The 20714-nt window shown below is 48.6% G+C and carries 26 protein-coding genes and 1 tRNA gene; all 27 read left to right on the forward strand.

Annotated elements, in window-relative coordinates:
• Positions 1-61: 61 nt before the first annotated feature.
• The 27 genes from AB5916_RS09000 to AB5916_RS09130 all read left to right on the forward strand — a co-directional run bounded on the left by AB5916_RS09000 (position 62) and on the right by AB5916_RS09130 (position 20713).
• A complete protein-coding gene (locus tag AB5916_RS09000; protein ID WP_368190410.1) occupies positions 62-277 on the forward strand; it encodes a hypothetical protein in 216 nt (71 codons plus the stop codon).
• Complete coding sequence (locus AB5916_RS09005) at positions 267-722, forward strand: hypothetical protein (protein ID WP_368190412.1); 456 nt, start codon at positions 267-269, stop codon at positions 720-722. The genes AB5916_RS09000 and AB5916_RS09005 overlap by 11 nt, the downstream gene beginning before the upstream one ends.
• Positions 719-1915 (forward strand): DUF2800 domain-containing protein, encoded by a 1197-nt coding sequence (locus tag AB5916_RS09010; RefSeq protein WP_368190413.1) that lies wholly within the window; start codon positions 719-721, stop codon positions 1913-1915. The genes AB5916_RS09005 and AB5916_RS09010 overlap by 4 nt, the downstream gene beginning before the upstream one ends.
• A complete protein-coding gene (locus tag AB5916_RS09015; protein WP_368190415.1) occupies positions 1916-2554 on the forward strand; it encodes a DUF2815 family protein in 639 nt (212 codons plus the stop codon).
• A gap of 44 nt (positions 2555-2598) precedes the next feature.
• Positions 2599-4566 carry a DNA polymerase gene (locus AB5916_RS09020; protein WP_368190417.1) on the forward strand — a complete coding sequence of 656 codons (1968 nt, stop codon included), beginning with the start codon at positions 2599-2601 and terminating at the stop codon, positions 4564-4566.
• Between the two features lie 9 nt (positions 4567-4575).
• Entirely contained in the window at positions 4576-6999 is a 2424-nt protein-coding gene (locus AB5916_RS09025; protein WP_368190419.1) for a VapE domain-containing protein, read from the forward strand.
• Between the two features lie 257 nt (positions 7000-7256).
• Positions 7257-7577, forward strand: a complete 321-nt coding sequence (locus tag AB5916_RS09030; protein WP_368190420.1) for a VRR-NUC domain-containing protein — start codon at positions 7257-7259, stop codon at positions 7575-7577.
• 11 nt (positions 7578-7588) lie between these two features.
• Complete coding sequence (locus AB5916_RS09035; protein WP_368190422.1) at positions 7589-8977, forward strand: SNF2-related protein; 1389 nt, start codon at positions 7589-7591, stop codon at positions 8975-8977.
• Positions 8974-9192, forward strand: a complete 219-nt coding sequence (locus AB5916_RS09040) for a hypothetical protein (RefSeq protein WP_368190424.1) — start codon at positions 8974-8976, stop codon at positions 9190-9192. The genes AB5916_RS09035 and AB5916_RS09040 overlap by 4 nt, the downstream gene beginning before the upstream one ends.
• Positions 9193-9205: 13 nt before the next feature.
• Positions 9206-9790 (forward strand): hypothetical protein, encoded by a 585-nt coding sequence (locus tag AB5916_RS09045; RefSeq protein WP_368190426.1) that lies wholly within the window; start codon positions 9206-9208, stop codon positions 9788-9790.
• A gap of 2 nt (positions 9791-9792) precedes the next feature.
• Positions 9793-9969: a hypothetical protein gene (locus AB5916_RS09050; RefSeq protein ID WP_368190428.1), complete on the forward strand. Its 177-nt coding sequence runs from the start codon at positions 9793-9795 to the stop codon at positions 9967-9969.
• The gene (locus AB5916_RS09055; RefSeq protein ID WP_368190429.1) at positions 9966-10160 is read left to right on the forward strand and encodes a hypothetical protein; all 195 of its coding nucleotides are present in this window, start codon (positions 9966-9968) and stop codon (positions 10158-10160) included. The genes AB5916_RS09050 and AB5916_RS09055 overlap by 4 nt, the downstream gene beginning before the upstream one ends.
• Positions 10153-10371 carry a hypothetical protein gene (locus AB5916_RS09060; protein WP_368190431.1) on the forward strand — a complete coding sequence of 73 codons (219 nt, stop codon included), beginning with the start codon at positions 10153-10155 and terminating at the stop codon, positions 10369-10371. The genes AB5916_RS09055 and AB5916_RS09060 overlap by 8 nt, the downstream gene beginning before the upstream one ends.
• Positions 10301-10714 (forward strand): hypothetical protein, encoded by a 414-nt coding sequence (locus AB5916_RS09065; RefSeq protein ID WP_368190433.1) that lies wholly within the window; start codon positions 10301-10303, stop codon positions 10712-10714. Before AB5916_RS09060 ends, AB5916_RS09065 begins: the two co-directional genes overlap by 71 nt.
• A gap of 126 nt (positions 10715-10840) precedes the next feature.
• Positions 10841-10912, forward strand: a tRNA-Ile gene (locus AB5916_RS09070).
• 117 nt (positions 10913-11029) lie between these two features.
• Positions 11030-11878 carry a ParA family protein gene (locus tag AB5916_RS09075; protein ID WP_368190435.1) on the forward strand — a complete coding sequence of 283 codons (849 nt, stop codon included), beginning with the start codon at positions 11030-11032 and terminating at the stop codon, positions 11876-11878.
• Positions 11871-12257, forward strand: a complete 387-nt coding sequence (locus tag AB5916_RS09080) for a hypothetical protein (protein WP_368190436.1) — start codon at positions 11871-11873, stop codon at positions 12255-12257. Before AB5916_RS09075 ends, AB5916_RS09080 begins: the two co-directional genes overlap by 8 nt.
• Positions 12257-12940, forward strand: coding sequence for a hypothetical protein (locus tag AB5916_RS09085; RefSeq protein ID WP_368190438.1), 684 nt, complete (start codon positions 12257-12259; stop codon positions 12938-12940). Before AB5916_RS09080 ends, AB5916_RS09085 begins: the two co-directional genes overlap by 1 nt.
• On the forward strand, positions 12930-13397 hold the full coding sequence (locus tag AB5916_RS09090) for a hypothetical protein (protein WP_368190440.1): 468 nt from the start codon (positions 12930-12932) through the stop codon (positions 13395-13397). Before AB5916_RS09085 ends, AB5916_RS09090 begins: the two co-directional genes overlap by 11 nt.
• Positions 13398-13399: 2 nt before the next feature.
• Positions 13400-14041: a DUF4417 domain-containing protein gene (locus tag AB5916_RS09095; RefSeq protein WP_368190441.1), complete on the forward strand. Its 642-nt coding sequence runs from the start codon at positions 13400-13402 to the stop codon at positions 14039-14041.
• On the forward strand, positions 14031-14444 hold the full coding sequence (locus AB5916_RS09100; RefSeq protein ID WP_368190443.1) for a hypothetical protein: 414 nt from the start codon (positions 14031-14033) through the stop codon (positions 14442-14444). Before AB5916_RS09095 ends, AB5916_RS09100 begins: the two co-directional genes overlap by 11 nt.
• 112 nt (positions 14445-14556) lie before the next feature.
• Positions 14557-15075 (forward strand): terminase small subunit, encoded by a 519-nt coding sequence (locus tag AB5916_RS09105; protein WP_368190445.1) that lies wholly within the window; start codon positions 14557-14559, stop codon positions 15073-15075.
• Positions 15059-16438: a PBSX family phage terminase large subunit gene (locus tag AB5916_RS09110; protein ID WP_368190447.1), complete on the forward strand. Its 1380-nt coding sequence runs from the start codon at positions 15059-15061 to the stop codon at positions 16436-16438. Before AB5916_RS09105 ends, AB5916_RS09110 begins: the two co-directional genes overlap by 17 nt.
• Before the next feature lie 5 nt (positions 16439-16443).
• Entirely contained in the window at positions 16444-17808 is a 1365-nt protein-coding gene (locus AB5916_RS09115; protein ID WP_368190449.1) for a phage portal protein, read from the forward strand.
• A complete protein-coding gene (locus tag AB5916_RS09120; protein ID WP_368190451.1) occupies positions 17805-19478 on the forward strand; it encodes a phage minor capsid protein in 1674 nt (557 codons plus the stop codon). Before AB5916_RS09115 ends, AB5916_RS09120 begins: the two co-directional genes overlap by 4 nt.
• A 238-nt stretch (positions 19479-19716) precedes the next feature.
• Complete coding sequence (locus tag AB5916_RS09125; protein WP_368190453.1) at positions 19717-19995, forward strand: hypothetical protein; 279 nt, start codon at positions 19717-19719, stop codon at positions 19993-19995.
• A 181-nt stretch (positions 19996-20176) separates the two neighbouring features.
• Positions 20177-20713, forward strand: a complete 537-nt coding sequence (locus AB5916_RS09130) for a phage scaffolding protein (protein WP_368190455.1) — start codon at positions 20177-20179, stop codon at positions 20711-20713.
• The last annotated feature ends 1 nt before the right edge of the window (position 20714 follow it).

The following is a 20714-nucleotide window of genomic DNA, read 5'->3' on the forward strand; positions in this document are numbered from 1 at the left end:
TGTCCAAATGGACATAAACAGTTTAGCACTTTCATTGTAGATGTGCAGAAAGGAAAAGTCAATGATCAAAATTGAAAAAGAAGAAGGCACAATAAATGCAGAATTAAAGGGAAGTACGCATACGCTGGTGGTAGAATTTCAGACTGCATTACATATGCTGTACCAGATGCTCGATGAGAGTATTGAAAAGACAGGAAACATAACACCACGAGACTTTATGCACTCAATGGTAGATATTGCGGCGGATAAAGAAAGGAGAAATAAAGATGAAGATTGAAGTCACGTTTGACAGCCTTGACGAGGTAAGGAAATTTACAGAGATGGTGTTGGTGGGACAGGCCACTGCACAGCCATCCAACACACAGGCACCTGTGCAGCCGGCTCCGGCGGTACATAACACAGCTGTTTCAGTCCAAGCGGCGCCAGTTCAGACCGTACCTGCACAGACCGTATCCGCTCGGGCAGTCCCGGTGCAGACAGCACCTGTCCAGACTGCCCCCGTGCAGACAACGCCAGTGCAGACGGCTGTTCCGACAAGTACGGTGACCTATACCATGGATGAGCTTGCGCGGGCGGGCATGTCCTTAATGGACTGCGGGAAGCAGGCAGAACTTCAGAAGCTCCTGAAGGAAGGCTTTGGCGTGGATGCCCTGCCGCAGCTCCCGAAAGAGCAGTACGGTGCGTTTGCCACGGCACTTCGGGAAATGGGGGCACAGATATGACGGCCCATCAGGAACGGAAGCACGCACTTTTAAGTGCTTCCGGATCCGGGAGGTGGCTGCGGTGTACCCCGTCCGCAAGGCTGGAAGAACAGTTCCCGGATACCACTTCCGAAGCTGCCAGTGAGGGGACACTGGCCCATGAACTGGCAGAGTTGAAGGTAAGACACTATGCGGATACTACAAACTTTACCCGAAGAAAATACGCAGCTGCCGTGAACAAGCTGAAAAAGGATCCCCAGTGGAAGGACGAGATGGACCGTTACACGGAAGAGTACCTGGACTACATCAGGACAGCTGCCCTTGCCATGAAGTGCACCCCGTCCGTCCGTGTGGAGGAAAGGGTAAGGTTCGCCAGGTATACCCATGAGGATCCGGGAAACCAGGTGGAAGGGAGCGGCATTGCGGACTGCATTCTTGTTGGAGGGGACACCATCCATGTCATAGACCTGAAGTATGGAAAGGGCGTGCAGGTGGATGCGGACCATAACCCGCAGCTGATGCTGTACGCACTGGGCGCTTATGATGCCTGCCGGATCCTGTACCCTGTGACAAAGGTAAAGGTCACCATCGTACAGCCAAGACTGGACAGTATATCCGAATGGGAGTGCTCCCTGGAAGATCTCTTAAAGTTCGGGGAGTATGTAAAGCAGAGGGCGGCACTCGCCTGGGAGGGGAAAGGGCCGTATAACCCTGGGACAGACACCTGCAGGTTCTGCCGGGCAAAGGCCGTCTGCCGTGCAAGGGCTGACCATAACACGAAACTTGCCTTTGGGATCGGGGAAATGCCGCCCACGATCACTGCAGAGGAAGCTGGGAAACGTCTGCTGGCACTTGAGGATATCGCAAAATACCAGAAAGACCTGCAGGAGTGGGCGCTGGGGCAGTGCCTGGCCGGTAAGGAGGTACCTGGTTGGAAAGCCGTGGAAGGACGCGGATCCAGGGACTGGACGGACATGGATGCAGCATTTGAGACCCTGCAGGGGAGCGGCATTGACGAGGCACTGCTGTATGAGCGCCGGCCGCTTACCCTTGCCCAGGTGGAAAAGGTAGTAGGGAAAAAGGAATTTCAGGATACGGTAGGGGAATACGTCACCAAGAAGCCGGGGAAACCGGCACTGGTGCAGGAGAAGGACAAGCGACCTGCCATTACAAACAAGATCACAGCCGGAGAGGCTTTTAAGGAGGAAATATAAATGGATAACGTATGCAATGTAACAACCGGGGAAGTAAGGATGAGTTATGCACACCTGTTTAAACCGTATGTGGCAATGCCGGGACAGGAGGAAAAATACAGCGTGACCGTGCTGGTGCCGAAGACGGACATGGACACCATGGGACGGATCAATGCAGCCATTGAAGCTGCCAAACAGAGGGGGATTTCCGAGAAATGGAGCGGGCAGTGCCCGCCGATCCTCCCAACACCGGTGTATGACGGGGACGGGGTACGGCCGTCTGACGGCATGGCATTTGGCCCGGAGTGTAAAGGGCACTGGGTGTTTACCGCCAGCGCAAAGGCAGATTACCCGCCGGAGATCGTAGACCGTACCGGAAACCCGATCATCAACCAGTCAGAGGTCTACAGCGGCATGTACGGCAGGGTGAATGTAACCTTCTACCCTTATGTGTTCGGCGGGAAGAAAGGGATCGGCTGTGGCCTTGGCCCTGTCCAGAAATTAAGGGACGGGGAAGCCTTAAGCGGCGGCCATGTATCAGCAGCACAGGCGTTTGGGGCGCCACAGCCACAGAGCGTACAGCAGGGGTATCCCCAGCCACAGGTTTATGCACAGCCACAGGCAGCAGGGGTCAACCCGATCACCGGTTTACCATACTGACAGAGGGGGCACAGGCCCCCTGTTGAAAACGGAGGGGCAGAAAAATGGCACATTTGAGTATCGATATTGAAACAAAGTCAAGCATAGAGATAGGGAAGGCGGGGCTGTACAGGTACGCACAATCCCCGGATTTCGGGATCCTGCTGTTTGCCTACCAGATGGATGAGGGGCCGGTGGAAATCATTGACCTGGCTCAGGGGGAGGAGATCCCCCGGCAGGTTGTGGAAGCCCTTCAGGATTCTGGCATTACCAAGCACGCATATAATGCGGCCTTTGAGTGGTACTGCCTGAATACGGCAGGCTACAGGACACCGCTGGAGCAGTGGAGGTGCACCATGGCACACAGCCTGTACTGCGGGTATCCGGCAGGGCTGGATGCCACTGGAAAAGCGGTGGAGCTCCCACAGGACAAGCAGAAGCTGGCAGCCGGCAAGGCGCTGATCCGGTATTTCTGTGTCCCGTGTAAACCTACAAAGAACAACGGGAACCGGACGTGGAACCTGCCGAAGCATGCCCCCGAAAAATGGGAGCTGTTTAAGGGATACTGCAGGCAGGACGTGGTTGCGGAACATAACATCCTGCGGCGCCTGGAGCAGTTCCCTATGCCGGAAGAAGAGGAACGGCTCTGGCAGATGGATGTGAGGATGAATGCATTTGGTGTCCGTGTGGATGAGGAACTGACAGACGGTGCCTTATATATAGATGAACGCAGCCGGCAGGACCTGATGGGGGAGGCCATGGGGATCACAGGCATTGATAACCCGAACAGCACCGTACAGCTGATGGAATGGCTGGAAAAGAACGGCACGGAGACAGACAACCTGCGTAAGGCAACTGTAACAGATCTGCTGGCAGGACAGCCCGCGGATAACGTGAAGCGCATGCTTGAGATCCGCCAGCAGCTTGGGAAGACTTCCGTGAAGAAGTATGAGGCGATCCGGAAAGCAAAAGGGGAGGACGGACGTGTCCGGGGGCTTACCCAGTATTACGGGGCAAACCGGACAGGGCGCTGGGCCGGAAGGCTTGTGCAGATGCAGAATCTCCCCAGAAACTATATCGGGACGCTGGATGAGGCCAGGAAGCTTGTGGAACAGAAGAATTATGAAGGGTTGCGGATGATCTACGGGAACGTGCCGGACACACTTTCCCAGCTGATCCGGACGGCCTTTATCCCGTCTGAAGGGAACAAATTTGTCGTGGCTGACTTTTCCGCCATTGAGGCGCGCGTGATCGCCTGGCTGGCAGGGGAACAGTGGGTGAATGAGGTGTTTGCCACCCACGGGAAGATCTATGAGGCGACCGCCTCCCAGATGTTCCATGTCCCGGTTGAGAAGATCAAAAAAGGAAACCCGGAGTACTCCCTGAGGCAGAAGGGTAAGGTTGCAACCCTTGCACTTGGCTACCAGGGCGGTACGGCGGCACTGATCGCCATGGGAGCCCTGGACATGGGGCTGACGGAAGAAGAACTTCCGGATATCGTGGCCAGGTGGAGGAACGCCAACCGGAGGATCTGCGACCTGTGGTACAGGGTGGAGCAGGCAGCACTTATGGTAATGCAGACTGCACAGCCACAGGCGGTGAACGGGCTGGTGTTTTCCCTGGAAGGCGACCTGCTGTATGGGCAGACCTTCCTGACTGTGCAGCTGCCGTCCGGGAGAAAGCTGTTCTACCCGAAGCCGTTCCTGCAGGAAAACCAGTTCGGAAAACTGGCACTGCATTACTACAGCACCGGGAGCAGCAAGAAGTGGGGCGTGGAATCCACGTATGGAGGGAAAATGACTGAAAACATCGTCCAGGCGGTCGCAAGGGACTGCCTGGCAGAAACACTGAAGCGGATCGAGGACAGGGGACTGCATGTGGTCTTCCACGTGCATGACGAGGTGATCATAGATGCGCCGGAAGAAACAACCGTGGATGAGATCTGCGGGCTGATGGCAGAGCCGATCCCGTGGGCACCGGGACTTATCCTCAAAGGGGCCGGCTTTGAAGGACAGTACTATAAAAAGGACTAGGAGGGCACCATGCAGAATAACAGATTGCTGAAGATCAGCACGGCGGGGAGCCGCAAGGCAACACACTGGCAGGAGAACGCCATCCTCTGGTCCGAGTTCACGGAAAAGCTGAAAATGCCGGTACGCAGCACGGAAACCATGGAGGAATACCTTGCCATGCCGAAGAGCCGGCAGGCGGAGCTTAAGGATGTGGGCGGCTATGTAGGCGGAACCCTCGCAGGCGGCCGCAGGAAAGCGTCCTGCGTGTCCGGCAGGGACCTGATCACCCTGGACCTGGACAGCATCCCTGCGGGGCAGACCCTGGACATCCTGAAACGGGTGTCCGGGCTTGGCTGTGCAGCCATGGTATACAGCACCAGGAAGCACACAGGGTATGCGCCAAGACTCCGTGTGGTCATCCCCCTTGACCGGACGGCAACCGCAGACGAGTACGAACCGGCAGCCAGGAAGCTGGCCTCCCTGATCGGGATGCAGTACTGCGACCCCACCACCTTTGAGGCGTCAAGGCTGATGTACTGGGGGAGCTGCTGCTCTGACGGAGAATACGTGGCAGAGGTGTATGACAGCCCATTCTGCAGCACGGACGGCCTGCTGGCCATGTATGGGGACTGGACAGATGTTTCCCAGTGGCCCCAGGTCCCGGGCAGTGAAGCCATAGAAAAAAGGCGCCTGGCAAAGCAGGAGGACCCGACAGCCAAAAGGGGCGTGATCGGGGCATTCTGCCGTACTTACACAGTTACCCAGGCAATGGATAAATTCATCCCGGGGATCTATGAAGAGACAGACGTGCCGGGGCGCTATACCTACACAGGGGGATCCACACAGGGCGGCGCGGTGGTATATGACGGGGACCTGTTCCTTTACAGCCACCACGCAACGGATCCCTGTTCCGGTCTCCTGGTGAATGCCTTTGACCTGGTAAGGCTGCATAAATACGGGGACCAGGATGCAGATGCAAAAGAGGGGACTCCAAACAACAAGCTGCCGTCTTTCATGTCCATGAGCCGGCTTGCCCTGGATGATAAAGCGGTATCCGACCTGATGTCAAAGGAACGCTTCGAGAATGCAAAGGAAGCTTTTGCAGCAGGGAATACCCCGCAGACAGGGCAGGAGACGGACGGGGATATGGACACCAGCTGGGTCTACAGCCTTACCAAGGATGCCAGCGGGCGTTTTGAAAAGACCATCAACAATGCGGTCATCATACTGGAAAATGACCCCCTCCTGAAAGGGCGGATCGTGACGGACGAGTTCGCCAGCTGCGGGATGGTCCTTGGACGGGTGCCCTGGGACGAGAGGGACGAAAAGCGCAGATGGAAGGATGTGGATGATGCAGGCTTCTACCGGTACATGGAAACCTTTTATGGCCTGACCGGCAGGGACAAGCTTGACAATGCCCTTCTTTTAGTCAGTTCCAAGAACCGGATCAATGATGTGAAAAGGTATCTGCAGGGGCTGGAATGGGATGGCCGGAAGCGCCTGGAGGGTCTCCTGGCGGACTACCTTGGGGCAGAGGACAACGAATACACCCATGCAGTCATGCGGAAGTCCCTGTGTGCAGCTGTGGCACGGGCAGCTGCCGGCGGCGTGAAGTTTGACTATATGCCTATCTTTGTAGGCCCCCAGGGGATCGGCAAGAGCACCTTTTTAAGCGTCCTGGGGAAGGAATGGTTCTCTGATTCCCTGACAACCTTTGAAGGCAAGGAAGCAGCAGAACTGATCCAGGGCACCTGGATCAACGAGGTGGGGGAACTGACGGCTTTTACCAAGCAGGAAACCCAGGTGATCAAACAGTTTTTAAGCAAAACGGACGACATATACCGTGCAGCATACGGAAAACGGGCGGAGAAATACCCCCGGCACTGTGTGTTCTTCGGGACGTCCAATGACACGGAGTTCCTGAAGGATGCAACCGGAAACCGGAGGTTCTGGCCGGTTGACGTAGGTGTCCACAAGGCCACGAAATCTATCTGGGAGGATCTCCCGAAAGAGGTGGACCAGATATGGGCAGAGGCCTATATGTACTGGCAGATGGGCGAGAAACTGTTCCTGCCAAAGGAAATCGAACACCTGGCAGAGGCGGCACAGAAGGAACACAGGGAGTCTTCCGGGAAGGAAGGGCTTATCCTGGAATACCTGGAAAAACCACTGCCGGCAAACTGGAACAGCATGAAGCTGATGGACCGCAGGACATACCTAAATGGGAACATGAAAGTGCCGGAGGGAACAGGCCTTGTGCCGCGTATGAGTGTCTGTGCGGTGGAGATATGGGTGGAATGCTTCGGGGGCGACCCGAGGTATATGCAGCGCAGGGACAGCACCGAGATCAACAACATCCTGATGGGGATCCCCGGCTGGGAGAAAGAAAGATCTTCCGGGCGGCATGGCATTTACGGGACACAGAGGGGTTTCCACAGGTGTCAACAAACTTAGTCAACAAACCAGAAAAAGGCAAATTTGAGACTGTTGACGTTGACAGGGGCAAAAAACATTGTCAACGGCATGTGACACAGTTTGTAGACAGCTGAAAAGCCCGAAAATCCAATAAAAACTAATAAATGTCTACAATGTCAACAAACTCTCTATATAAATATAAAAATAGATATAGGTAGGATACCTAATAGCACCTAGCGCGCCTAAAAATAGACACATATACGCGCGTGAGAGTGTTGCAGACAGGAGGGGTAAGAATGCGGGAAAAAGAGATTGAGAAAATCCTGGTGGATGAGGTCAAACGTCTGGGGGGCAGGGCATACAAATGGACAAGCCCGGGCAATGACGGGGTGCCGGACAGGATCGTGTTCCTGCCGGACACCAGGGTGATCTTTGTGGAACTGAAAACGGATACCGGGATGCTGAGCCCCCTGCAGAAGATCCAGATCGACCGGCTGAAAAAACTGGGACAGTGGGTGGAAGTGGTGAAAGGCATCCAGGGAGTAAAAATGTTTTTTCAGGACCTGGGCTATACGGACACGGCTTCCAGGATCGCGGCAAGATACAGCCTGGAGTAAGGAGCTGGAAGATGATTTTTAAACCACACGCATACCAGCAGCACTGCATAGAAAAAGTCGTGGAGATCCCCAAGCTGGGGCTTTTCCTGGACATGGGACTTGGCAAGACCGTCACCACCCTGACCGCCGTCCGGCAGCTGATGTACGACCGGTTCCAGGTGAGGAAGGTGCTGGTGATTGCACCAAAGAAGGTGGCGGAGGGGACCTGGACAAGGGAAAAGGACAAGTGGGAGCACACGAAGATCCTAAGGGTGTCCCCCGTGCTGGGGAGCCAGGCAAAAAGGATCCGGGCATTAAACACACCTGCGGACATATACATCACCAACCGGGAAAACGTGTGCTGGATGGTGGACTACTACCGGAACGACTGGCCGTTTGACATGGTGGTCATTGATGAATCCAGCAGCTTCAAGAGCCACACGGCAAAACGCTTCAAGGCACTGGCCAGCATCAGCAGCCGGATCACAAGGCTGGTGGAGCTGACCGGAACCCCGTCACCAAACGGACTTGATGACCTGTGGGCACAGGTATTCCTCCTGGACGGAGGGGAACGCCTGGGAAAAAGATACACACAGTTCCGGGAACGGTATTTTGACCCGGGGCGCAGAGGTGCAGACGGGATGGTCTACGACTACAAAGCCAAACCGGGGAGTGAGCAGAGCATCCTGGAGCGGATCTCAGATATCTGCATCAGCATGAAAGCGGAGGACTACCTGCAGCTGCCGGATCTGGTCTACCACACAGTCCCGGTTGTCCTGGATACAAAAGCCATGAAGGCCTACCAGGAGATGGAGCGTAAGATGGTCCTGGAGCTTCCGGAAGACGAGGAGGAGATCAGTGTTACCAGTGCCGCGGCGCTTAGCAACAAGCTCCTGCAGCTGGCAAACGGGGCACTGTATGATGACGGCCACCAGGCACATGAGATACACGGCTGTAAGCTGGAAGCCTTTATGGAGCTGATCGAAAGCCTGCAGGGGAAGCCGGCACTGGTTTTTTATAATTTCCAGCATGACCGGGCGCGGATCCTGGAAGCACTTGGGAAAACAAAGCTGCGGATCCGGGAACTGAAAAAGCCCCAGGATGAGGATGACTGGAATGCCGGAATGATAGATGTGCTGCTGGCGCACCCTGCAAGTGCTGCATACGGACTGAACCTGCAGCAGGGCGGAAACCACGTGATCTGGTTCGGGCTTACCTGGAACTATGAACTGTACACACAGGCGAACAAAAGGCTTCACCGGCAGGGGCAGACGGAAAAAGTGATCATCCACCATCTGGTGTGCAGCGGCACCCGTGATGAGGATGTGATGCAGGCGCTGGAGAAAAAAGACGATGTACAGAACTGGGTAATGGAAAGCCTGAAAGCAAGGATACGGGCGATAAAGGAGGGCAAACGATGATGAATCTGGCGGCAAAGATAAGGGCCGCAGGAGAGTCCTGTGGCAGGATGGATGGCAGACTGGCTGTAAGAAAGGTAAAATGCCAGGGTTGCGGCGAAGAGATCTGTTCGGATGAAGACCTGACGGATGTGCAGTATGTGAAGACAAAAAGAGGTTCGGAACTGTTTTTCCATACAGGCTGCATGGAAAATGTGTGGAAGCACGGGATCTGTTGAAGGAGGATGAGTTATGTTCCAGGAAATGAAGTTTGAGGATGCGATAAAAAAATATTTAAAAGGCAGAAAGGTGCTGGCATTGACAGACCTGTCGATTGATAAGGACCACCAGGATTATGAGTTGGAGCCGTTAGAAGATGTGCTTGCGCGCATGCGGTATTTAGTAGACATACCGGCTGTGGAGAATCCGGACTTTAAGGAGATTGTGGGGCGGGTGGAAATTCCGGAAAAAATGATCCCCCCCCAGGAGCCTACCCAGGAAGAAACAGAAGTAGTGCTTATGGAGATCAATAAAAATCTGACGCGGGAGTTAAGAGGCTATACCGGATTTTTACATATCCGCTGCGAACACTGCGGAAAGACAAAGACCTTCTGCACCAAACATCAGCTTAGTCATTACAGCTGTAAAGAATGCGGCGAGAAGACGGAGTTAAAGGATTTAAAACTGGCGTTTATCAACTGTGAATGCAGCAGCCGGCTAAAATATTTTACGAATGAGACCGCGGATCTGATCGAACTGAACTGTATAAACTGCGGTATGCCTGTCGCACTGAAATACAACGCAAAAAAGAATCTGTATGAGACGATAAGGAGTTAGCCATGACAGAAAAATATAAAACCTGTAAGACCTGTAAAGACAATGACAATGGTTTATGTGACCGTACAGGACAGCTGATAGAAGAAGATGATCATTGTGACTGCTGGCACAGTGACTGGCGGGATGCGATGATGAGGACGTTCCTTGGACGGCCAGGAACGGGAAGGAGCACGAAATGATTGAGATCATTAAGATGGAGCAGAAGCCGGTAACGGATCAGGAAGCTACCGAGGCAATAGGCACGATTAAATGGTACTGTGGCACTAGACATTGTCTTGATTGTGCTATTCAGGAAGTATGCGAAGAATATTTTGATCGGAGTGATTACGATCCGGCTGAATGGCCAGAAGTGGAGGTGCCGGATGCTTGATGAAAAGAGAGTGCTGCAGGTTGCCAAAGAATTTAGCATGAACCCGGACAAGGCAAGGAAGCTCCTGGAGGATGCCAGATCGGAACCGGCAATCATGAAGCGGATACATAAGTATGAGCAGCGTGTAGGAGGTGGCAACAGTGGAAGTCAGGATAACCAGGGAGCTCCTGGACAACTACCGAAAAATAAAAAGGGAGATCCCCATTCTTGAGTACGAGCTGCATGAACTGTGGATGACAGACAAGGGCATGGGGAACAGCGTGATCCTGAACGGAAAGAATGGATCCAAGAAGCCGGAAACGGTTGTTGGGTTCGATCAGGAGAAATACAACCGCCGGAAGAGGACGCTGAATCTGAAAAAGATACAGGCTGAAGCTGTGGAGAAATGGATTGACGATATCCCAGATGGTCAGACCAGATGTGTGTTCAAGATGTTTTACCGGGATGGGATGTCATGGAATAAGATTGCTGCCAAGACTGGGTTTTCACAGAGCCCAGACTATCCAAGGCTTATGATCAGGGATAAATTTTTAAAAGATCAAGGCGTAAAATAAAAAAAGTTCGTTTTATTCGGTTTTTTCGGTTTATAATAACAATGAAGCCGAAGGCTCATAAGGCCGGAAGCACACTCCTTCACGTAAAGACGGCCGCCAGGTGTCACAGCCTGGCGGTTGATTTGCCGGAACATAGCGCAGTGGTAGAGCAGCTGGCTTATATCCAGTGTGTCCCAGGTTCAAGTCCTGGTGTTCCGATCGGCTTCGAGAGAAGCTATCCCAACTACATACATTTTTTTTGCAAACGTCCTGTAGAAATACGGGGCGTTTTGTAGTATGATGAAAAAAAATGTATGTGTGAAGGGGTAGGCGTGAATGAGAAACGTAATTGCGTTTTTGAACATGAAAGGCGGCGTTTGTAAAACAACGTTATGTAAAGAAATTGGATTTTATTTGGCGGAAAAGCGTGCAAAAAGAATTCTCATAATTGATGTTGATCCGCAAGCCAATTGCACGCAATCTTTTTTGGAACGGTATGATATTATTAACAGCGAGTTAATTAACAAAGATATAAATCTACCTTCGATACAAAAGATTTTTTCACCTGGAGCAGGAAGATTAGATGAGCCTAAAATTGAAGAAATAATACTAAAGCTTTCTGATAATCTACATATTGTTCCCGGCGAATTGCGTACAATATTCATGGAAAGAGAAACAGCAGGTGGCGCTGCTGAACAAAGGTTATATAATTTTATTGATGAATATAATATAAAAGGAGAGTACGATTATGTTTTAATTGATTGTCCTCCAACATATTCTTTTTATACGATTACAGCATTACTGGCGAGTGATTTATATTTGATTCCTGTAACTCCAGATGCTTATTCATTATTAGGTGTTGATCTTCTACAGCAAGTTATAGAGCGATTAAAATCAAACTATAGAGTGAATTTTCAGAATCATCCATTGGATAATTTGGGTATTATTTTTACTAAAATACCAAAGAAACCAGGAAGTGGTATAAGAAATAATATTGAGCAAATTATGGAAGCTTATGAAGATAAGGAGATGCCTTTTTTTCAAAATCAATATTTAAAAGCTGGCAAAATCCCAACATCTAAATTATCCACGTTTATATCGGATAGACAGGATGAAAGCCTGAAAAATAATATAGAAGTGATAAGCGAGGAATTTATGAATAAAGTGGGGGAATACAATGAATAAAGAAATTTGGGCAAAAAAAATAAGATATATTAGGAGTTTAAAAGACGAAGAATTGATAAGGCTGGAGAGCTTTTCTGTAATAGTTAGTTTTATGCTCTCAAAAGAAGTATTTAAGGTAAATTCTGAATTGAAAGAATTTATGAATGAGTTAGGAATGGATTGTAAACCGTATCTAGTGAAAAGTAGAACAGCAATGTTAGCTAAAACAGTTAGGGTATTTGAAAAAGCAGAAAAACAGCAATTGTTTTATTATATAGATATTATAAATAAAAGAATTGATGAGCTGCCAGAAGAAGAGAAAAATGTGCAAGTAAATAAAAAAAGCAAAAAGAATTATATGAAGGAAGTACTTGAACTTTACGGAAGAAAGGATAAGTAATGGGTGAATACGGTAAGTTCATAAATAAATATTTTCCTTTTTCGGCTTCAATGGAGAATGAAGAAGCTTTATATCGATTAATATGTGAAAGCAACTTGATTTCTCAAATTATGCTAAAATATATTTCATTAGAAGTTGAATATCTTACTGAATCCAAATTGATATTCTATAAACGCTTTAGAGATGGCGTAAACAAATTATTGATGTATTTGCCGTTAAATGAAGAGATTGGAATATATGCATGTATGAGGTACTCTATTGAACATTTTTTGAAATTTGTATATGCAATTTATTTTGATGAGGAATTAGAAGTAATTGGAAGAACAGGATATAGGCATATCAAGGAAGATATAAAACAGAATACTGTTATTGCAGATGATATAAAAAATAAGTTGCAAAGAATATATTCATATTACGCAAAATATTCTAATGATGTGCATGCCAAAGAAATTGATGAGAACGAAGAACTTGTTTCTTTGGGAAGGATAATTAGAGCCCAAAATGAATATTCAAAGGAAATTGAAAATGATTTGAGAAATTTTTTAAATATTTCATATAAAATAATGAATAGCATATTTCATATAAGGTATGAGATGTTGAATGCATCAGAGCGGATAAATATTGAAAAATTGCGACCAAAGCGTAAAGAAATTGTTTTAAAAATTTTAGAATATGCAAGCTAATATGTACACACCAACAGGGCAGCTCTTCGGGGCTGCTTTTTCTATACCATTTTTTTTGAAAGAAGGTGACAGTATGGGAGGACGTGGCGGAAGCAGTAGCTTTAAAGCTGGCGGTAATGGCGGCGGATTGGATGTAACCAGGGATGGACAGACTACGCGATACTATTTCACAAACCATAATGGCACGAATTATTACCAGCGTGGAGTTGATGGAATGCCGGAACCTACACCAAATAACATGACAGAGAAGGAATTTAAACGGCGAGTAGAGGCTAACGGTGCGGTTACAAAGGCCGTGTCAAGAGAAGAGCGTAGCAAGGATGAAAAGAGATACAAAGCTGATCGTAGAGCGACAAATGCTTTTCTGGACAGAGAAACGGCATCAAACAGAATGCTTTCCAGTGGATCCAGGGCTGATGCAAAAGTAAACAGGGTGAACCGCAGACGGAGGGGATAATCATGGGTGACCAAAAAACAAACATTGCTTATGAAAATCTTGGGCGCCGTATGTACGAAGGTGTGGGAGATTTTGACATTCCAAGGGTCAGACCTACACAGATTGATATGCCGCAGGAGTTCATTGGATTTAATTACGCTGCCAGCATACGGGAAAGATCAGATAAAGGGATCCATTTTTTCGTGGATGATTATCAATTTAACCGTTTATGGGTAAATCCTGATAAGTATCTATCCATGCTGCAACAGTTCCGGTGTGTAATGACACCGGATTTTTCCATGTACACAGACTTTCCTAAAGCGATCCAGATATACAACCATTACCGGAAGCATTGGATAGGGGCATACCTTCAGGAAAATGGAATACAGGTGATTCCTACGATTGGCTGGAGCACTCCTGAAAGCTATGACTGGTGCTTTGATGGAGAACCTACACAAAGCATTGTGGCAGTTTCTTCTGTTGGAACCCAGAATAGCAAAAGGACAAAGGAGCTTTTCATTTCAGGATACAGGGAGATGGTCAGACGGTTAGAGCCGGAAACCATAATTTTCTACGGAAATATCCCGGAAGAGTGCAAAGGGAATATTGTGAGAATTCGGGCATTCCAGGAGAAATTTAAAGAGGCTAAGTGCAATGGGTGGTAGAGGGGCTGCAAGTGGAGTGAGCAATAAAGGAAGATCATATGGTTCACAATTTCGTCCTGTTTTGGATAGACATGGGAAACCACTAGTTGATGGAAATATAAAGTTTATAGAATCAAATTCAAGAAAATCAGAAAGCTTATTTGAGACTATGACACACGGACGTGTCTATGCAGTTACAGGTGGAAAAGATTTAATTAAAATAGTGTATTTTGACAATGACAATAGGCATACAAAAGAAATTAATTTTGGACATATGCATGCTGGTATGGATCCGCATATGCATCATGGATATTATCACAATGAGAATGATGGTATAAAAGGTGCTACGGGACTTTCTACAAAAGAAAAAGCAATGGTAGAAAGAGTAAAAAAAGTGTGGTATGATCATATTGGTGGAAGATAGTTTAGGCTGGCAGAACATGTTGATAGACAAGGCATCGGTTCAATTCCGGTTGACCACCAGGAAGAGACTCAGAAATGGGTCTCTTTTTGTATGCAGAAAAGGAGGCGGTCAGATGGCTACAAACAGGTCGGTCGGAAGACCACCAAAGTACAAATGCAAAGAGGAAATTGAAGAAAAAATTGACGCATATTTCAAAGAATGTGAGGGGGAAATCCTGAAAGATGATGAAGGAAAGATTGTTTATAACAAATTTGGAAATCCGGTAATCATTAACCAGAAGCCCCCAACCGTGACCGGACTTGCCCTTGCCCTGGGGTTTACAACCAGATTATCCCTGATAAACTACCAGGGCAAAAAAGAATTCATGAACACGATTACGCGTGCAAAGACGATGATCGAGGCATACACAGAAGAAAGACTGTTTGACAGGGAGGGAAGCAACGGGGCTCAGTTCAGCCTGCGGAACAACTTCAAGGGCTGGAATGACCGGCAGCCATCCGAACTGGATCAGGAAGAGCAGCGTGCACGGATCGCTCAGATCAAAGCACAGACAGACAAGCTTACCGGCAACAATCAGGAGATTGAGGACCTGGATGAGATAGAGGGGGAGATCTATGGCGGCGATAAGTAACTTTGTCAGGAAGAAGACCATCCCTTACCGGTTCTCTGAAAAGCACAAGGATTATATCCGCAGGTGCAGGGAGTGTTCTTACAACGTGGCGGAGGGTGCTGTACGTGCCGGAAAGACTGTTGATAACGTGTTTGCTTTTGCACATGAGCTGAAGACCACACCGGACAGGATCCATCTGGCAACAGGGTCTACTATGGCAAACGCAAAGATGAACATAGGGGATTGCAATGGGATGGGTCTTGAATGGATCTTCCGGGGCCAGAGCCACTGGGGAAAGTACAAGGACAATGAAGCACTGTTCATCAAGGGTCCGGCAACACATTACAAACAGAAGATCGTAATCTTTGCCGGAGGTGCCAAAGAAGACAGCTACAAGAAAATCCGTGGTAATTCCTACGGGATGTGGATTGCAACAGAAATCAACCTGCATCACGATAATACGATTAAAGAGGCTTTCAACCGTCAGCTTGCAGCGAAACGCCTGAAAGTGTTCTGGGATCTTAACCCGGATAACCCAAGGGCTGCCATTTATTCAGAGTACATTGACAGATACCAGAAGCAGGAGGAAGAGGGCAACTTCCCAGGCGGCTATAATTACATGCACTGTACCATCTATGACAACATCAATATCACAGAGGAACGTCTTCATGAGATCGAGAGTCGGTATGATGTAAATTCCATCTGGTACATGCGTGATATCAAAGGGATGCGTGTGGTTGCCAACGGTCTGATCTTCCGTAGGTTTGCGGATGATATCAGCACGAAGAAATTCAGTTTTGCTATGAAGGAGAAGCCCAGGGATATCATGGAGATAAATCTTGGCATTGACTTTGGTGGATCTGGTTCCGGCCATTCCTTTACAGCCACAGCGATCACAAGAGGCTTCCAAATGGTAATCCCATTAGCATCTGAGTGGATCAGCTGCAAGGATGAAAGTGGTAATGCCATAGAGATTGATCCGGATATGCTTGGAATAATGTTCTGTAATTTTGTACAGAGGATCCTGAGCCGTTACGGATATGTGACAGTGGTCTATGCAGACAGCGCAGAACAGACCTTGATTGCCGGGATCCGCAGCAGTCTTAGGAAGAACGGCCTTGGCTGGGTCAGGGTTGAGAACGCACTGAAAACAGAAATCAATGACCGTATCAATGCAACCTCTATCCTGATGGCGCAGGGACGCTTTGCATACATGGATGGGGAGTGTGACAGCCTTGTAAATGCCCTGTGCACTGCAGTGTGGGATCCCAAGGAGCTGACAAGGAATGTAAGGCTTGATGACGGAACCAGTGACATTGACTCATTAGACAGTTTTGAATATACGATCGAGCGGCAGATCAGCCAGCTCATCAGATACGGGTGATGAATATGAATTATACAAATATGTATCAGGCATTGCGGAAGATCCTGGATAAGGATGAGCAGATTGATTATGCAATGAGCGGCAGGACTGCAGCACACATAGAACTGTGGTCAAAGATGTATGAAGGCAGACCGCCGTGGATCAACGAAACAACGCAGAGCGCAGGGATTGCGGCTGCTGTATCAGGAGAGATCGCCAGACTGACGGTCCTGGAAGTAAAAAGTGAAGTATCTGGAAGCGCAAAGGCTTCATACATGGACGAGGTTTACCAGAAAGTCATAGAGAAGCTGCGTATCCAGGTAGAATATGCAGATGCAAAAGGTGGCCTGGTCTTCAAGCCATATGTGAATGCAGATGGAATATCCATCCAGTACATCCAGGCAGATAACTTTTTCCCCCTGGAATTTGACACAGAGAAGATTACAAAGTGTGCATTCCTGGACCAGTTCCGGAAAAATAATGAGATATACAGCAGGATAGAGGTGCACACCCTGAAAGAAGGTACCTTGAATATCCGGAACAGGGCATTTGTTTCAAAGACGGAAGGCATGCTTGGGACAGAAGTGCCTGTGGAATCCGTTGCCCGCTGGTCAGACCTGGCGCAGGAGATCACGATTGCAGGAACTGATAAGCTGCCTTTTGGTTATTTCAGGGTTCCACTTGGAAACAATCAGGATTCTGAAAGCCCACTAGGTGCAGCTGTGTTTTCAAGGGCCGTAGAACATCTGCAGGAGGCAGACCGGAGGTATTCGCAGATCAACTGGGAGTACGAAAGTAAGGAGACAGCCGTACACATTGCACAGAGCCTGTTGAAGTACAGGAAGGACACGGACAGCTTTGAGTATCCTGCCGGCAAGAAAAGGCTGTACCGGGCAGTGGAGTATAATACCGGCGCAACAGATAAACCGTTTATGGATACCTTTTCACCGGATATCCGGGATACATCTTACTTCAATGGCTGGAATCATCTCATGAGGATGATTGAGTTTGACTGCAATCTGGCATATGGGACGATTTCAGACCCGAACAACACGGACAAAACTGCTGAGGAGATAAAGGCCAGTAAACAGCGGTCGTATTCTTTCGTACAGAGCTGCCAGACGGCACTGCAGCACGCCCTGGAAGATCTGGTGGATGCAATTGCTTTCTGGTGTGATCTGTATCATCTGTGCCCATCCGGGACATACCAGACTTCTTTTGACTGGGACGATTCCATCGTAACGGATGTGGAGTCAGAACGGCAGTCTGACAGGCTGGACGTTTCCATGGGAGCAATGTCCCTGTGGGAGTACCGTGCTAAGTGGTATGGGGAAACAGAAGAACAGGCAAAGGCAGCCATACAGCTGCCAGAGGATACGGTGGTTGAATGACGCAGGGTGAGATCGAAAAGCTTGCAGTGAAGACAGGCAATATATTTTCAAGCCTGGAAATCCGGATCATGACAGATATTGTACGGCGGATCCGTGAAGCAGGCTTTGCAACAGCTTCTGTTGACTGGCAGATCAGCAGACTGCAGAGGCTTGGGCTGGCCGAGAAGGATATCCGTGATTGGATCCAGGAGGCACTGAAAGCGTCCAATGAGGAAATGGAAAAGGTCTTTTCAGATGAAGTGTATGAGCAGTATTACAGCCACGAAAGGGCATATAAGCTGGCAGGCATGCAGCAGATCCCATTTGATGAGAATGTACCTTTACAGCAGCTGGTAAAGGCTGTGAAGGCACAGCTGCAGGGCGAATACAAGAATATTTCCGGATCTATGGGATTTGCGATCCGTGACCCAACATCAGGAAAGCTTCAGTATTCGCCGTTGATGGACTATTACAGATCCACAATGGATCAGGCTGTAGTGGATATCAAGTCTGGGGCATTTGATTATAACACGGTGCTAAAACGGACCGTCAATCAGATGACCGCTTCCGGAGTGCGGTATATAGATTATGATTCCGGACACCGGGACAGGGTAGATGTGGCTGCCAGAAGGGCGATCCTGACGGGTTTTAGGCAGGTACAGGCAAAGATCAATGAGCAGGTAGCCGCACAGCTTGGGACAGATACTTATGAGGTAAGTTACCACAGGGGCGCAAGACCTACCCATCAGCCGTGGCAGGGACGGGTATACACAAAGCAGCAGCTGATAGATGTCTGCGGTCTTGGCACTGGCCCAGGACTTCTTGGATGGAACTGCTACCATGATTACCGGCCATTTATCCCCGGGGTTTCTGTACGGAGGTATACGGATGAGCAGCTGGATCAGATGAACCGGGAAGAAAACACACCAAAGACATATAACGGAAAGCAGTACACCGTGTATGAAGCTCTCCAACAGCAGAGGAAGATGGAGCGTGTCATGCGTGCACAGCGCCAGAAGATAAAGCTGTTGGAAGAAGGCGGGGCTGATGAACAGGAAATCATTGCCGCAAAGGCCAGGTATCAGGGGCAGATGCAGACTTACAAGGATTTTTCTGAAAAGATGGATCTTCCGGAACAGAAAAAGAGGATCATGCAGGATGGTTTGCAAGGAAAGTTCATGCCGACAAAAGCAGAGGTTGCAAAAGCAGAACGGATAGTCGGGGAAAAGATAGCAATGCAAGAAAAACACGCCCGTCAATCAAAATTTTCAGAGCGTTTTACTGAATTCAATAATGGTCAGAAAGATACAATCACAACTAGACGACTCATGAATAATCTGAACAAAACGGAGATAGGAAAAGAAACGGTTTCTTATATTGCAGACCACCCCAATTTAAATATTCAGATGTGCTATAAGATAGATCATGATCCAAGTGTAAGAGGATACCAGGACGGAAATGATATTTATATATTTGCTTCTGAGACAAAAACAGTACAGAACACGGCAGAGACTCTTATACACGAGATAACTCATCATAAATATGACATTGGTGATTCTCAGTGGGCCGAATGCGTATGTTTTGCACAAGAGTTAAAGCACAGAACCGGCAGAAATAGTTTGACAGGAAATGAGTTGAAAGATATAATTAAGACAGTAAAAGAATTATATCCAAAGCTTCCGTGGAGGTGATTTTGTGAATCCGTATGAAATGAACGAGATAATAAAAAGACTGAGAAACGGGGAAAAAGTGACCTGCCATCATTGTAAAAAAGGGTATTTTGAAACACAAGGGGATTATAAAACCTCACCCGGATTTCAGTGCAATTATTGCAAAGCAAGAATAAATATTAATTAATACCACCAGTCAGAAAAGGCCGGTGGTATTTTTATACCCATTTTTAAGTTGATGGACGAGGAGGTGAGAACAATGAAATACCGAAAGAAACCTGTTGTCGTGGAAGCATTTCAGCTGACGGACGATCCGGAATATGAATCCCCTCCCTGGTTCACCCAGGTTGTGGCAGATGAAAAGGTATGGATAGACCGGAGCCTTAATGACGGCCATATATCCGTGTACGGCTGTACGATCCAGACGCTGGAAGGCAGGATGCACGCCAAACTGGGGGATTACATCATCCAGGGCGTGAACGGGGAGCTGTATCCATGCAAACCGGATATCTTTCTGAAGACTTATGAAGAAGCCTAGGAAGGAGGTGATCCTAAATATCTCGGAGCTGTCCGTTAAACAGTGAACCAGCACGCGGAATCTTCCGGGTGTTATTTTTATACTCAAAATTGGTCAGATGATAAGACCTAAAACAGTCAGCTGTCTGGTGGATGGTTACACACCTATAAATAACCTATGGGATGGCAGAGAAAGGAGAAACATGAAAACAGAAGATTTACAGGGAAAAGGTTTAAATCAGGAACAGATTGATTTTGTCATGGCTGAGTATGGAAAAGAGCTGAATGCGATAAAGGCAGAGCGTGATGGCTATAAATCACAGCTTGATACAGCACAGGCCTCTTTGAAAGCAATGGAGGGGATTGATGCAGCCGGACTGCAGACAAAAGTATCCGATCTGACAAAGCAGCTACAGGGCAAGGACGCAGAGATCGAGAAGATCAAATCCGATTATGCCTTTGACGCCTCTGTTAAAGACGCTATCCGGAAAGCGTCTGGACGGAATGAAAAGGCGATCATGGCCCTTTTGGATGTGGATACTTTAAAAGCATCCAAGAACCAGGCGCAGGACATTGAAGCAGCGCTTACAGCCCTGAAGAAAGACAATGATTACCTGTTCCAGTCAAATGTGCAGGTTCCCAGAGTGGTTTCATCCACTTCCGGGATTAACAATGATGTTCAGACTAAAAAAGAGCAGGCAAACGAAGCACTGAGATCCCTGCTCGGAAAAGGAGAGTAAA

Source organism: Blautia sp. 1033sp1_1033st1_G9_1033SCRN_220408, from assembly GCF_040929965.1.
Taxonomy (GTDB): domain Bacteria; phylum Bacillota; class Clostridia; order Lachnospirales; family Lachnospiraceae; genus Blautia_A; species Blautia_A ammoniilytica.

What these genes read in the sequence shown, in the direction of transcription:
- AB5916_RS09045 (WP_368190426.1), top strand. Translation starts at nt 9,206, where the DNA reads ATGTTCCAGGAAATGAAGTTTGAGGATGCGATAAAAAAATATTTAAAA.
- AB5916_RS09075 (WP_368190435.1), top strand. Translation starts at nt 11,030, where the DNA reads ATGAGAAACGTAATTGCGTTTTTGAACATGAAAGGCGGCGTTTGTAAA.
- AB5916_RS09050 (WP_368190428.1), top strand. Translation starts at nt 9,793, where the DNA reads ATGACAGAAAAATATAAAACCTGTAAGACCTGTAAAGACAATGACAAT.
- AB5916_RS09105 (WP_368190445.1), top strand. Translation starts at nt 14,557, where the DNA reads ATGGCTACAAACAGGTCGGTCGGAAGACCACCAAAGTACAAATGCAAA.
- AB5916_RS09055 (WP_368190429.1), top strand. Translation starts at nt 9,966, where the DNA reads ATGATTGAGATCATTAAGATGGAGCAGAAGCCGGTAACGGATCAGGAA.
- AB5916_RS09025 (WP_368190419.1), top strand. Translation starts at nt 4,576, where the DNA reads ATGCAGAATAACAGATTGCTGAAGATCAGCACGGCGGGGAGCCGCAAG.
- AB5916_RS09060 (WP_368190431.1), top strand. Translation starts at nt 10,153, where the DNA reads ATGCTTGATGAAAAGAGAGTGCTGCAGGTTGCCAAAGAATTTAGCATG.
- AB5916_RS09095 (WP_368190441.1), top strand. Translation starts at nt 13,400, where the DNA reads ATGGGTGACCAAAAAACAAACATTGCTTATGAAAATCTTGGGCGCCGT.
- AB5916_RS09115 (WP_368190449.1), top strand. Translation starts at nt 16,444, where the DNA reads ATGAATTATACAAATATGTATCAGGCATTGCGGAAGATCCTGGATAAG.
- AB5916_RS09080 (WP_368190436.1), top strand. Translation starts at nt 11,871, where the DNA reads ATGAATAAAGAAATTTGGGCAAAAAAAATAAGATATATTAGGAGTTTA.
- AB5916_RS09100 (WP_368190443.1), top strand. Translation starts at nt 14,031, where the DNA reads ATGGGTGGTAGAGGGGCTGCAAGTGGAGTGAGCAATAAAGGAAGATCA.
- AB5916_RS09020 (WP_368190417.1), top strand. Translation starts at nt 2,599, where the DNA reads ATGGCACATTTGAGTATCGATATTGAAACAAAGTCAAGCATAGAGATA.
- AB5916_RS09125 (WP_368190453.1), top strand. Translation starts at nt 19,717, where the DNA reads ATGAAATACCGAAAGAAACCTGTTGTCGTGGAAGCATTTCAGCTGACG.
- AB5916_RS09005 (WP_368190412.1), top strand. Translation starts at nt 267, where the DNA reads ATGAAGATTGAAGTCACGTTTGACAGCCTTGACGAGGTAAGGAAATTT.
- AB5916_RS09000 (WP_368190410.1), top strand. Translation starts at nt 62, where the DNA reads ATGATCAAAATTGAAAAAGAAGAAGGCACAATAAATGCAGAATTAAAG.
- AB5916_RS09015 (WP_368190415.1), top strand. Translation starts at nt 1,916, where the DNA reads ATGGATAACGTATGCAATGTAACAACCGGGGAAGTAAGGATGAGTTAT.
- AB5916_RS09110 (WP_368190447.1), top strand. Translation starts at nt 15,059, where the DNA reads ATGGCGGCGATAAGTAACTTTGTCAGGAAGAAGACCATCCCTTACCGG.
- AB5916_RS09030 (WP_368190420.1), top strand. Translation starts at nt 7,257, where the DNA reads ATGCGGGAAAAAGAGATTGAGAAAATCCTGGTGGATGAGGTCAAACGT.
- AB5916_RS09040 (WP_368190424.1), top strand. Translation starts at nt 8,974, where the DNA reads ATGATGAATCTGGCGGCAAAGATAAGGGCCGCAGGAGAGTCCTGTGGC.
- AB5916_RS09085 (WP_368190438.1), top strand. Translation starts at nt 12,257, where the DNA reads ATGGGTGAATACGGTAAGTTCATAAATAAATATTTTCCTTTTTCGGCT.
- AB5916_RS09035 (WP_368190422.1), top strand. Translation starts at nt 7,589, where the DNA reads ATGATTTTTAAACCACACGCATACCAGCAGCACTGCATAGAAAAAGTC.
- AB5916_RS09120 (WP_368190451.1), top strand. Translation starts at nt 17,805, where the DNA reads ATGACGCAGGGTGAGATCGAAAAGCTTGCAGTGAAGACAGGCAATATA.
- AB5916_RS09130 (WP_368190455.1), top strand. Translation starts at nt 20,177, where the DNA reads ATGAAAACAGAAGATTTACAGGGAAAAGGTTTAAATCAGGAACAGATT.
- AB5916_RS09010 (WP_368190413.1), top strand. Translation starts at nt 719, where the DNA reads ATGACGGCCCATCAGGAACGGAAGCACGCACTTTTAAGTGCTTCCGGA.
- AB5916_RS09090 (WP_368190440.1), top strand. Translation starts at nt 12,930, where the DNA reads ATGCAAGCTAATATGTACACACCAACAGGGCAGCTCTTCGGGGCTGCT.